This is a genomic window from Methylobacterium sp. J-026 (assembly GCF_022829585.1).
Taxonomy (GTDB): Bacteria; Pseudomonadota; Alphaproteobacteria; order Rhizobiales; family Beijerinckiaceae; genus Methylobacterium.
This window is the reverse complement of sequence record NZ_JAKSYC010000253.1, coordinates 26,932-39,519: the sequence shown is the minus strand read 5'-3', so window position 1 is coordinate 39,519 and position 12,588 is coordinate 26,932. Positions and strand designations below refer to the sequence as shown.

General features: G+C 68.6%; 10 protein-coding genes. 7 read left to right on the top strand and 3 right to left on the bottom strand.

The features are described 5' to 3' along the window. Both MKK69_RS21935 and MKK69_RS21930 read left to right on the top strand, forming a co-directional pair. Positions 1-512: transglutaminase-like domain-containing protein (locus tag MKK69_RS21935; protein ID WP_243971414.1), on the top strand; the 512-nt coding region annotated here is incomplete at its 5' end. A gap of 125 nt (positions 513-637) precedes the next feature. After that, positions 638-1,285: a L,D-transpeptidase gene (locus MKK69_RS21930; RefSeq protein WP_243971412.1), complete on the top strand. Its 648-nt coding sequence runs from the start codon at positions 638-640 to the stop codon at positions 1,283-1,285. Positions 1,286-1,357: 72 nt separating this feature from the next. Here the strand turns inward: MKK69_RS21930 and MKK69_RS21925 are convergent, their stop codons facing one another. Together MKK69_RS21925 and MKK69_RS21920 are read right to left on the bottom strand one after the other, a co-directional pair. After that, the gene (locus MKK69_RS21925; protein WP_243971410.1) at positions 1,358-1,729 is read right to left on the bottom strand and encodes a hypothetical protein; all 372 of its coding nucleotides are present in this window, start codon (positions 1,727-1,729) and stop codon (positions 1,358-1,360) included. A gap of 293 nt (positions 1,730-2,022) precedes the next feature. Continuing rightward, positions 2,023-2,511: a phasin gene (locus tag MKK69_RS21920; protein ID WP_243971408.1), complete on the bottom strand. Its 489-nt coding sequence runs from the start codon at positions 2,509-2,511 to the stop codon at positions 2,023-2,025. 246 nt (positions 2,512-2,757) lie between these two features. On the opposite strand from MKK69_RS21920, the gene MKK69_RS21915 reads away from it, so the two are divergent. The 5 genes from MKK69_RS21915 (at position 2,758) to MKK69_RS21895 (ending at position 11,526) form a co-directional block, all read left to right on the top strand. Beyond that, entirely contained in the window at positions 2,758-5,181 is a 2,424-nt protein-coding gene (locus tag MKK69_RS21915; protein WP_243971406.1) for a PAS domain-containing protein, read from the top strand. A gap of 263 nt (positions 5,182-5,444) precedes the next feature. After that, the gene (gene acs, locus MKK69_RS21910) at positions 5,445-7,391 is read left to right on the top strand and encodes an acetate--CoA ligase (RefSeq protein WP_243971404.1); all 1,947 of its coding nucleotides are present in this window, start codon (positions 5,445-5,447) and stop codon (positions 7,389-7,391) included. A 125-nt stretch (positions 7,392-7,516) separates the two neighbouring features. Then, a complete protein-coding gene (locus MKK69_RS21905) occupies positions 7,517-7,891 on the top strand; it encodes a DUF485 domain-containing protein (RefSeq protein ID WP_243971402.1) in 375 nt (124 codons plus the stop codon). Beyond that, the gene (locus MKK69_RS21900; RefSeq protein WP_243971399.1) at positions 7,888-9,570 is read left to right on the top strand and encodes a cation acetate symporter; all 1,683 of its coding nucleotides are present in this window, start codon (positions 7,888-7,890) and stop codon (positions 9,568-9,570) included. Before MKK69_RS21905 ends, MKK69_RS21900 begins: the two co-directional genes overlap by 4 nt. 273 nt (positions 9,571-9,843) lie before the next feature. Then, positions 9,844-11,526: an MFS transporter gene (locus MKK69_RS21895; protein ID WP_409564860.1), complete on the top strand. Its 1,683-nt coding sequence runs from the start codon at positions 9,844-9,846 to the stop codon at positions 11,524-11,526. Between the two features lie 595 nt (positions 11,527-12,121). Here MKK69_RS21895 and MKK69_RS21890 read toward each other — a convergent pair. Beyond that, the gene (locus MKK69_RS21890; RefSeq protein ID WP_243971398.1) at positions 12,122-12,400 is read right to left on the bottom strand and encodes a hypothetical protein; all 279 of its coding nucleotides are present in this window, start codon (positions 12,398-12,400) and stop codon (positions 12,122-12,124) included. Positions 12,401-12,588 lie beyond the last annotated feature (188 nt).

Genomic DNA, 12,588 nt, shown 5'->3' with positions numbered 1-12,588 from the left:
TGTTCCCGCTCGGCGCGCGCGACTTCGACCTCGCCAGGCTCACGCCGACCGCCTGTTCGCTGTTCGGCTCGCCCCCGGAGGGCTGGGCCCGGGTCCAGGCGATCGTCGACTACGCCAACGGCCGCCTGCGCTTTGACTACCCGCGCGCCGATGCCACCCGCACCGCCCATGGCGGCTTCATGCAGCGCGAGGGCGTCTGCCGCGACTTCGCCCGCCTCGCCATCACCCTGTGCCGGTGCATGAACATCCCGGCCCGCTACGCCACCGGCTATCTCGGCGACATCGGCGTGCCCAAGGACCCGGCGCCGATGGATTTCTCCGCTTGGTTCGAGGTCTATCTCGACGGGCCCGGGGGACCGCGCTGGTACACCTTCGACGCCCGCCACAACTGCCCCCGGATCGGCCGCATCGTCATGGCCCGCGGACGCGACGCCACCGATTGCGCGATCTCGACCAATTTCGGTTACGCGCATCTGGCGCGGTTCGATGTCCACACCGACGAGGTCGACTGAGCCGCCTCGCACGGTCGGACGGGGATACGTATTCCGCCGCCCCGTAGAATCTTGGCGGTTTTGTGGAACTGCCTGGCTATGCCCACGCTTGTAATGGCAAAGGTTATCGCACAGGCAGGCCACCCATGAAGACCACGGTCACCGCACTCGCAGCACTCCTCGGCGCGACTGTTCTTGCCGCGACGCCGGCCCTGGCAGCCTCGTCGTACGATCCCTTCGGGAACGAGGATTCCAACGCCTACTACTCGGATCAGGGCCAGTACGGTTACCAGGGGACTTACGCCCCCGGCTACGGCCAGGGCGTGCAGGCCGCGCCGCAGGCGCAGGTCCAGCCGATCCCCCGCGAGGTCGTGGCCTTCAACGCGCCCTACACCCCGGGGACCATCGTGGTCTCCACCGCCGAGCGCCGTCTCTATCTGGTCCTGGGTGACGGCCAAGCCCTTCGCTACGGCGTCGGCGTCGGCCGCCCGGGCTTCAGCTGGAGCGGCACCAACACGATCACCGCCAAGCGCGAGTGGCCGTCGTGGACCCCCCCGAAGGCGATGATCGCCCGCCGGCCCGACCTGCCGCGTTACATGGCCGGCGGGATCGAGAACCCGCTCGGCGCCCGTGCCATGTATATCGGCTCGACCGAGTACCGCATCCACGGTTCCAACGAGCCGGACACGATCGGCCAGGCGGTGTCGTCGGGCTGCATCCGGATGACCAACGACGACGTCACCGACCTCTACGAGCGCGTCAAGGTCGGCGCCAAGGTCGTCGTTCTGAACTGATCCGGGCGAGCCCCCGACCCGTACTCGATCGACGTGGCCGCATCGTCCCCGGACGGTGCGGCCGTGGCGCGTTTACGGCACGACCCGCCCGATTGCGGTGTGCGGCGGGCTGAACGACGCGATCGGGAGATCGCAGAAGCAGCGCACGCCGAGGGGCTTCGGGCCGGGGAGCGGGCAGGAGAACGGCTTCGGGCCGGTGATTCCCCGCTGCACGGCATCGCAGTTGAAGCCGACGGGCTCCCGCTCGATCCGGCGCGGCGGCCGACGATATCCACGCGCGTCGCCCGGCTCCTCGTAGCCGGACGGCGGAGCACCGTAGGCGGGGCCGTCGACATACTGGGCCCGCGCCGCCGTGCCGGGCAGCGCGGTGGCGAGCGCCAGCGCGGCAACCGTCAGGCGGAGGAGCATAGACGAGCCGATACGGCCAAAGACAGCGTGGCGCATCCTGGAATCCTTCGCGCGATGCGGATCCATCCCGTCCGCCGGGCGGCTCTCCGGGGCAATACCGGCGAAAACGAGACGGCCCGCCCCCGGGATCGGGAACGGGCCGCGTCGTGGCGTGCGACCGGAGATCGGGTCGCCGCTTGGGATGCGGCACGTCGGGCGCCGCCCGACGACCGGCTGCGTCTGCCGCCTCGGCGCATCGTCCTGGATATCGAAATCCGGACGACGCGCCCGGCGGCTAAGTCCGCATCATCGTTTCCCGGAGGCTGGAAACCACCTTTCGGGATGATGCTTTAGTGGCTGCTGCGCTCGGCGGCGTCCCGGGCGTTGTGGACGGCGTTCTTGGCCGCATCCTGCCCCTGCTCCATCGCCTTGCGGGCCTCGTCGGCGCCCTGCTGCATCGCCGACTTCGCGCGCTCGGCACCCTGCTGCATCGCGCTCTGGGCGATGCCGCTGAACTCCTTGGCCTGCGCCTGGATGGCGGCGAACTGGCTGCGCACGAACTCGGCCTGGTGCTGCATCGCCTCCTGCATGTCCCGGGACCGGACAAGCTTCTGGGCGAGGTCGAAGGCCGCGTTGACGTTCTGCTCGGCGTATTCGAAGCCGCGCGTGGACACGTCACGGGCGTTGGTGCGGGCCAGCTCGGTCGAGCCCTGCACAGTGTCGGCGGTGCGACGGGCGGCACCGATGAAGCTGTCGAAGGCCTTCCGGGCCTGCTCGACGCTCTTCTCGGCGAGGTCGCGCATCTCGGCCGGGACTTCGTAGTTCGGGGGATTGCTCATGTGCCGTCTCCTCTCATGTTGACGCCTGTGGATGGCTCTTTGTGCACCGCACAATAACCGATTCGTCACTGTATGCCACCCGCGCCACCGGCGTTAAGGTTGACATGCCGTAAACGTGTGACGGTCGGCGCAAGAGTCCAGCGCCGCGACGACGGGGAGTTTACAATAGGGCTACGGTCGTGCGCGTTTCTCGGGCAGATGGGTCCGGGGAACGGGGGACCGCGTGTGGGTTCGAGGTCGCGGGTTGTGGAGACGACACTGACATCCACCGACGAAGCCGATCGACCGGGGCTCGCCGCCGCCTTCGCGGCCTGGGCGCGGCTGCCGAGCCTGTCGGCTGCGTTGACCGCGCCGGATTCGGTTCACCTGGTCGTCGATCCCGGGACCGGGCAGGTCCTGCATGCCTCGCCGACCGCGCGTCCACTGGCCGACGTCTGCGCCGCCGCGGATCTGTCCCGGCAGATCGCCGCTGCGGCCCCGGGGGGTGCGTCGCCCCGGCTCGCACGGCTGCGCTTCGACCCCCGCAGGATCGCGCCCCCGGTGCTCTGCTGGCTGGCCCGGAGCACCCAGGAGGGGGGAAAGCCCGTGATCCTGGTGATGCCGACCGCTCCGGTGACGCCACCCCGGGCGAAGGCGCGCCCGCCGGAACCCGCCGGGACGATGCTGCCGGAGCCGGCGGCACCCGCTCCGGCGCCCAAGCGGGACGACCGCTTCCTGTGGCGCATCGATGCGGCGGGAACGCTGGTCTCGCTCACCGGCTCGGAGGTCCTGGCGGGCCTCGTCGGTCAGCGCTGGCAGGACCTCGCCGCGTCCGGCCACGTGGCCGGGGCCGAGGGGATGCTGGCGGCGCTGCGGGACCGTCGCACCTTCCGCGGCGAGCCGGCGTCACTGGATGCCGGAACCGGGCCGTTCCGGGTCGAGCTGTCCGGCGCCCCCCTGGGACGGGACGCGGCAGCCTTCGCGGGCTTTGCCGGGTTCGGCCTGATCCGGGGCCTGCCGTCGGCACGATCGGAGGCCCCCGCGGACGCGGTGGCGCCGACAGCACTGCCCGCGCCCGAGGCGTCGCCCGAACCCGGTCCCGCCCGGGAGGCGGCCTCCGCGCGGGAACCCGCCACGGCCCCCTTGTCGACGGACGAGCACGCCGCGTTCCGGGAGATCGCCCGGGCCCTCGGCGCGCGCTACGCCGGCGACGAGGCGGCGCCCGAGGGGCGGCGTCCGAAGGCCGAAGGCGGCGCGGTCATGGTTTTCCCCGGACCCCAGTCCGGTCCCGCGGAGCCGCGCGATGATCGCGCCGCCGCGGGGGCCTTCGCAGACATCCTGGCCGGGCTGCCGCTTCCGGCCCTCGTGCATCGCGGCGGCACGATCCTGGCGGCGAACGGCCGTCTCCTGAGCCTGACCGGTCACGCCGACGTGGCGGCCCTGTCCGTGAGCGGTCTCGGCGGGCTTTTCCCGGGCGCCCCGCAGGACGCAGAAACGGATCCGGCCGCGCGCCTGACCGCCGTCGCGGCCGCCGATGGGCGCGCCCGACCGGTCGAGGCCCTGAGCGGGCCCTGCACCTGGGCGGGCGAGGCCGCCCTGTGCCTGGTCCTCCGCCCGGTCGACGAAACCGATGCAGCCGCCGCCCTCGCCGCCGAGCGCCTCGCCCGCACCGCGCAATCGGAGCGGGCGGCTAGCGCCGAGGCCACCCTCGACGCGCTGGAGACCGGAACCGTCACCCTCGATCAGGCCGGGCGCATCCTCGCGGTGAACCGCGCCGCCGCCGTGCTGCTCGGCTGCGAGCCCCGGGAAATCGTCGGCGCCAGCTTCGTCGCCCAGGTCGACCGGGACAGCGTGCTGGCCGTCGCCGACCTGCTGCGCGGCGTGGCCCGGGGCCGGCGCATCGTCCTGCTCGCCGGCGAGCCCGTGACCCTCGACGTGAGAGCGGTCGAGGGCGACGGCCGCCGGGTGGCCGTGATCGAGCGGACGAACCGCCCTCCGGCGGCCGCCACGGACCTCGCGGGGGGCCGGGCACCGTCGAACGGCGCCGGCACCGCCCTGGTGCGCCTGGACCGCGCCTTCCGCGGACCCCTGGCCGGGATGATCGACCTCGCCGACGCGATGCTGAAGGAGCCCTTCGGCACGCTCGGCGACGCGCGTTACCGGGCCTGCCTCACCGAGATCAAGGCCTCCGGCGACGCGATGCTCGAACGGGTGGGCATGCTCCTCGACCTCGCCGCGGTGGAGGCCGGAACCCTGCACCTCGAACCGCGCGCCCTCGATCTCAACGACCTCGCGGCCGGCTGCGTGGCGCAACTCCAGGCGGCGGCGGCCCGCGGCCGCATCGTCGTGCGGACGAGCTTCTCCACGGATCTCGGCGAGCTGGAGGCCGACGAGCGGTCCGTGACCCGCGCCGCCGCCCTGATCATCGAGAACGCGATCCGGCGCTCGACGGCCGGGGGCCAGATCATCGTATCGACGGGCGCGGCCGAGCGGACGGCCGTCGCGCTGCGGGTGCGTGACACCGGCACCGCGACGCGGGCCGCCGGTCCCGCGGGGGATGTCGAGGAGGGTCTGGCCCTGCCCCGGGCCCTGGTGGAGGCCAATGGCGGCCGCCTCCAGCTGTCGACGCCGACGGAGGACGGCACGCTGGTGGAGATCATCATGCCCACGCGGCGGGCGGCGAACGGTTGAGGCCCGCGGGTCCCGGGCCGGAGGCGGACCCGACAAGTATTCGGGCTCGGCGTGCCGTCTCGGCAAGCTCGGCTTGACAGCGCAGGGCCGAAGCTCCACTCACCGCCTTACATTGTGCCCAATTTATCTACCGATTCCGCAGCGTGCACGAGCGAAAAGGCGATGATATCGCCACCGTAAAGTGTAGGCTACGTTACTTTGGAAGTCCTGGCTGCGCGGTTGAGGCCGCGATACGATCGGACGCCAAGCAGGGATGGAACGCCATGGACGGCAAGATCATCGACGTGCAGGCAGCGTGGCGTGAGGGTGCTCACGTCGACGATGCCACGTACCGGGACATGTATGCGGCGTCGGTCTCGGATCCGGACGCCTTCTGGGGCGAGCACGGCAAGCGCATCGACTGGATGACGCCGTTCTCCAAGGTCAAGAACACCAGCTTCGAGCCGGGCAAGGTCTCGATCAAGTGGTTCGAGGACGGCACGACCAACGTCGCCTACAATTGCATCGACCGGCACCTGGAGAGCCGCGGCGACCAGACCGCGATCATCTGGGAGGGCGACAATCCGGACGAGTCCAGGCACATCACTTACCGGGAGCTGCACGCGCAGGTCTGCCGGATGGCCAACGTCCTGCGCAACCGCGGCGTCGGCAAGGGTGACCGGGTCACGCTCTACCTGCCGATGATCCCCGAAGCCGCCTACGCGATGCTCGCCTGCGCGCGGCTCGGGGCGATCCACGCCATCGTGTTCGGCGGCTTCTCGCCGGATTCCCTCGCCTCGCGCATCCAGGGCTGCGGCTCCAAAGTAGTGATCACCGCCGACGAGGGCCTGCGCGGCGGCCGCAAGGTGCCGCTGAAGGCCAATGTTGACGAGGCGATCAAGCGGATCGGCGCCGACTTCGTGGACCACGTCATCGTGGTGCGCCGCACCGGCGGCACCGTCGCCATGGAGGCGGGCCGGGACGTCTATTACGACGAGGCTGCCGAGCAGGTGACCGACCATTGCCCCGCCGAGCCCGTGGAGGCCGAGCACCCGCTGTTCATCCTCTACACCTCGGGTTCGACCGGCCAGCCGAAGGGGGTCGTTCACACCACGGGCGGCTATCTGGTCTACGCGTCGATGACCCACGCATACGTCTTCGATTACCGCGAGGGCGACGTGTACTGGTGCACGGCCGATGTCGGCTGGGTCACGGGCCACAGCTACATCGTCTACGGCCCCCTCGCCAACGGCGCGACGACGCTGATGTTCGAGGGCATCCCGACCTACCCGTCGAGCTCCCGGTTCTGGGAAGTGATCGACAAGCACAAGGTCAACATCTTCTACACGGCGCCGACCGCGATCCGCTCGCTGATGGGCGGCGGCGAGGGGCCGGTGAAGAAGACCTCCCGGCAGAGCCTGCGGGTGCTGGGCTCGGTCGGCGAGCCGATCAACCCGGAAGCCTGGGACTGGTACTACAACGTGGTCGGCGACCGGCGCTGCCCGATCGTCGACACGTGGTGGCAGACCGAAACCGGCGGCATCCTGATCACCCCGCTCCCGGGCGCCACCGCCCTGAAGCCGGGCTCCGCGACCCGGCCGTTCTTCGGCGTCAGACCCGAGATGGTCGACGCCGAGGGCAAGGTCCTGGAGGGTCCCTGCGAGGGCAACCTCTGCATCGCCGATTCCTGGCCGGGCCAGATGCGCACGGTCTACGGCGACCACGAGCGCTTCGAGCAGACCTACTTCTCGACCTATCCGGGCAAGTATTTCACCGGCGATGGCGCCCGCCGGGACGCGGACGGCTATTACTGGATCACCGGCCGGGTCGACGACGTGATCAACGTCTCGGGCCACCGGATGGGCACCGCGGAGGTCGAATCCTCCCTCGTCGCCCACCCGAAGGTCGCCGAGGCGGCGGTGGTCGGCTACCCGCACACGGTCAAGGGCCAGGGCATCTACGCCTACGTCACCCTCAACGACGGCGAGGAGGGCGACGACGCCCTGCGCAAGGAACTCGTGACCTGGGTCCGCAAGGATATCGGGCCGATCGCCTCGCCGGACCTGATCCAGTTCGCCCCCGGCCTGCCCAAGACCCGGTCCGGCAAGATCATGCGCCGGATCCTGCGCAAGATCGCGGAGGACGATTTCGGTTCGCTCGGCGACACCTCGACGCTCGCCGAGCCGGCGGTGGTGGAAGACCTGATCGAGAACCGGCAGAACCGGCCCTGATCGGTCCGACCTCCAGGACATGACGAGGCGGGTGCCGGTCCGGCGCCCGCCCCCAACAAGAACCACGAAACTCAGGTCTCAAGAAAAACCGGAAGGCCGGAGCGCCTTTGCGGGAGGAACACGCCATGAGCGGCTCGACACTCGGCCTTCGCGGGGGCACGGCGCCCCCCCCATCCCGCAACGCCGCCGCGGCGGTCGATCCGCAGATCGACCGGATCGTCCGGACCCCGGAATTCCAGCAGCTCGTCGCCGAGCGCACCCGGTTCGGCTTGATCCTGACGATCCTGATGCTGGTGGTCTATTTCGGCTTCATCGGCCTGATCGCCTTCGACAAGTCGCTCCTGGCCGTGAAGGTCGGCGGCGGCACCGCGTCGCTCGGGTTGTTCATGGGCGTGTTCGTGATCCTGTTCGCCTTCGCGCTGACCGGCATCTACGTGGCGCGGGCCAACACGCGCTTCGACACGCTGAGCGCCGCCCTCAAGCGGAGCGTGGGCCGATGAACCGCCTCCTCCTCGGCCTGACGCTCGCCGCGATCGTGGCGAGCGGCGCCTACGCGGCCGGCCCCGATCTCGGCGCGGTCACGCAATCGGCCACGAACTGGCCGGCCATCGGCATGTTCCTGTTCTTCGTGCTGCTGACCCTCGGCATCACCTACAAGGCCGCCAAGGGCACCAAGTCGGCCGCCGACTTCTACGCCGCGGGCGGCGGCATCTCGGCCGGGACCAACGCCCTGGCAATCGCCGGCGACTACATGTCGGCGGCCTCGTTCCTCGGCATCTCCGGCCTCGTCTACACCTCGGGCTTCGACGGGCTGATCTATTCCACCGGCTTCCTGGTCGGCTGGCCGATCGTGCTGTTCCTGATCGCCGAGCGCCTGCGCAACCTCGGCAAGTTCACCTTCGCCGACGTGGCGAGCTTCCGCCTCGACCAGACCTCGATCCGCATCATCTCGGCGGTGGGCACCCTGGTGGTGGTGGCCTTCTACCTGATCGCCCAGATGGTCGGCGCCGGCAAGCTGATCCAGCTCCTGTTCGGCCTGCCCTATCTCTACGCGGTGATCATCGTCGGCATCCTGATGATCGTCTACGTCGCCTTCGGCGGCATGAAGGCGACCACCTGGGTGCAGGTGATCAAGGCCTGCCTGTTGCTCGGCGGCGCGACCTTCATGGCCGGGGCGGTGCTGTTCAAGTACGGCTTCAACCCGGAAACGCTGTTCGCCGCCTCCGTGCAGGTCCACCCGAAGGGCGACGCCATCATGGCGCCCGGCGGCCTCGTGTCGAATCCGGTCGAGGCGATCTCCCTCGGCGTCGGCCTGATGTTCGGCACCGCCGGCCTGCCGCACATCCTGATGCGGTTCTTCACGGTCTCGGACGCGCAGGCCGCGCGCAAGTCGGTGTTCTACGCCACCGGCCTGATCGGCTACTTCTACATCCTGACGTTCATCATCGGCTTCGGCGGCATCGCCCTGCTGATGTCCGATCCGAGCTACTTCAAGCTCGGCGCGGCCGGCACCTTCGACAAGCTCAAGGACATGATCGGCGGCACCAACATGGTCGCCGTCAACCTCGCCAACGCGGTCGGCGGCCCGTACTTCCTGGGCTTCATCTCGGCGGTGGCGTTCGCGACCATCCTGGCCGTGGTGGCGGGCCTGACGCTGGCCGGCGCCTCGGCGATCAGCCACGACCTCTACGCCCAGGTGATCGCCCGCGGGCGCACCACCGAGAAGCACGAGGTCAATCTGTCGAAGCTCTCGGCGGTGGTGATCGGCCTGGTGGCGATCTATCTCGGCTACGTGTTCGAGAATCAGAACGTCGCCTTCATGGTCGGGCTGGCCTTCGCGGTGGCGGCGAGCTGCAACTTCCCCGTACTGGCCATGTCGATCCTGTGGCGCGGCACCACCACCTGGGGGGCGCTCGCGGGCGGCCTCGTCGGGCTGATCTCGGCGGTGGCCATGGTGGTGCTGTCGAAGGCGGTCTGGGTGGTGACGTTCGGCAATGCCGCACCGATCTTCCCCTACGACAACCCGGCCCTGTTCTCGATGCCGCTGGCCTTCGCGACGATCTGGGTGGTGTCCCTGATGGACCGGTCCCGCCGGGGCCAGCGCGAACGCGCGGCCTTCGAGGCGCAGTTCGTGCGCTCCGAAACCGGCATCGGGGCGTCCGGCGCACACGCGCACTGACCGACCAAGACGCGGTGAAAACGAAGGGCGCGGCACGGGCCGCGCCCTTCTTCGTTTCAGGCGCCCCAAGTGGTTCTCGTGCGCGCCGGACATTGCCGGCGCGCGGCGTCCGGAGGCGCCCACGCGGTTGCTGCGGCGACGCCGCCACGCAACCCACTCATCGGTGTCGATCAGAAAATTCACGATCGGTCGACCGGTTGACCGTGCCTGTCCCAGCGATCACGCATCGCTCATCTGCGTCGCGCACAGGGTTCGTCCGGGGAGAAACGGGTCATGGCGGGGGCGAGTGTCGTTGCACGGGCGGACGGGGCCGCGCGGCCGATGCGTTCCGCCGAGAAGCGCGTGATCTTCGCGTCTTCGCTCGGCACCGTGTTCGAGTGGTACGATTTCTACCTCTACGGCTCGCTGGCGGCGATCATCGGGGCACAGTTCTTCTCGGCCTATCCGCCGGCGACGCGGGATATCTTCGCGCTGCTGACCTTCGCGTCCGGGTTCATCGTCCGCCCCTTCGGCGCCCTGGTGTTCGGCCGGATCGGTGATCGCGTCGGGCGCAAATTCACGTTCCTGGTCACGATCCTGATCATGGGCCTGTCGACCTTCCTCGTCGGCGTGCTGCCCAACGCCGCCACGATCGGGATCGCAGCGCCGGTCATCCTGATCGTCCTGCGGCTGGCCCAGGGGCTGGCGCTGGGCGGCGAGTATGGCGGCGCGGCGACCTACGTGGCCGAGCACGCGCCCAACGGCCGGCGCGGCTTCTACACGAGCTGGATCCAGACCACCGCGACGCTGGGCCTGTTCCTGTCGCTGCTGGTCATCCTGGCGACCCGGACGTTCGCGGGCGAGGCGGCCTTCGCCGAATGGGGCTGGCGCATCCCGTTCCTGGTCTCGGTCCTGCTGCTCGGCGTCTCGGTCTGGATCCGCCTCCAGCTCTCGGAATCGCCGGCCTTCCAGAAGATGAAGGACGAGGGCAAGACCTCGAAGGCGCCGCTCACCGAGGCCTTCGGGCGGTGGACGAACGCCAAGGTCGCGGTGATCGCCCTGTTCGGCCTCGTCGCCGGCCAGGGCGTCGTCTGGTACACGGGCCAGTTCTACGCGCTGTTCTTCCTGCAATCGATCCTCAAGGTCGACGGCTATACGGCCAATCTCCTGATCGCGTGGTCGCTGCTGCTCGGCACCGGCTTCTTCGTGGTGTTCGGCTGGCTCTCCGACAGGATCGGCCGCAAGGTCATCATCCTGACGGGCTGCGCGGTGGCGGCCGCCACCTTCTTCCCGATCTTCAAGGGCATCACCGCCGCGGCCAACCCGAAGCTCGCGGCGGCGATCGAGACCGTGACGGTCACGGTCACGGCCGATCCGGCCGCCTGCGGGACCCTGTTCAATCCGGTCGGGACCCGGGTGTTCACAGCGCCCTGCGACAGCGCCCGCGATTTCCTGTCGAAGTCGTCTGTGCGCTACGCCACCGTGGCGGGCGCGGCCGGCCAGTCCGCCACGGTTCGGGTCAACGGCACCGAGATCCCCTACCCCCCGGGCGGCGCGGCCGAGGCCAACAGGGCTACCACGGCAGCGCTCCAGGCGGCGGGCTACCCGGAGGCGGGCGATCCCGGGATCGTCAAGATGGCGAACCCGTTCGATGTGTTCCGGTCGCAGGTCGCCCGGGTGATCGGCCTGCTGTTCCTCCTCGTGCTGTTCGTGACGATGGTCTACGGCCCGATCGCCGCCATGCTGGTGGAGCTGTTCCCGACCCGGATCCGCTACACCGCGATGTCGCTGCCCTATCACATCGGCAACGGCTGGTTCGGCGGACTGCTCCCGGCCACCGCCTTCGCCATGGTGGCTCAGACCGGCGACATCTATTTCGGCCTCTGGTACCCGGTCGTCATCGCGGTCGCGACGGTGATCATCGGCGTGCTGTTCGTGCCGGAGACCAGGGATCGCGACATCTTCACGGATGCCTGACACCCTCGGCCCCGGGGACGCCGACGTCGTCCGATCCTGTACGCCCGGGCCGTAGGCGCGGCCCGGGCGTTCGCCCTCGGGGCCTCGGCAGCGCGCCGAAGGCCGACAGGGGGAATCGCGATACGGCATCGCGTTGCGTGCGCCCGCTCCCGAAAGCGCCGCTGACCCCCTGCCCAATATGCGTTTCGTATCACAATCGGCCGCGACAAATCTCTAATAAAGACTTTTTGTAAATAAATCTTGCAAAATATAAAAGTCTTTAAAGTCCGATTTCCGGTTTTGACTTACCCTGGATTGGCCTGATCACAGACAGCGCGAGAGGCAGGCAAGATGTCGCGCTTGACTATTCTAAGGCATGGCCATCATCGAATTTGCGGAACCATAAACGGTTCCGGCCGTATATGGCATTCTTCACCAACCGAAGCCCAGGACTCCAGACGTGAACAACGCCTTTGCACAACTGCGCCGCAAGCCTGGCACGAGGCCGCCACTTATCCTTGTATGCTCTTGGTCGGCGGCGACGGTCGTCTTATGGGTAGCAATCGACATCCTCGCGGCACGGCCGGTCTGGTGGTGGTAAGCGCGAAGCGTTGCGTCAGTGATTCTGCTGATAGCCGCTCATGTAGGCGCCGAGCAGGTATCCCGACTGATGCGCGGCGAGATAGCCCACGGTGATCAGCACGTGGAGCAGATCGATCTCATACCGGGTGACGAAGATCGTCAAAGCTGTGAACATGATGACGGACGACGTCATGGCCAAGACGACGACCGTGTAGGACCGGCCGATGAGCCATCCTACCAAGAACAACATTGCCGCGACCAGCATCTCATCACCCAGGCAAGAACCGTTCGAGGAGATGCATTGCGCGATCATCCTGCAAAAATCTCAGGAATGATGACGTGGCGACGGCCTGATATCAAGCACGGCCGCAACGTGGAAAGACGTCTCGGGCAAATCTGATCTTTGATCCTAGAAGATTGCAATCGACAATGTTCATGAACCAAAAATTTAGACCATAATACTCTTGCTTACACCATAAACATTACAGACGATCTCTCGAT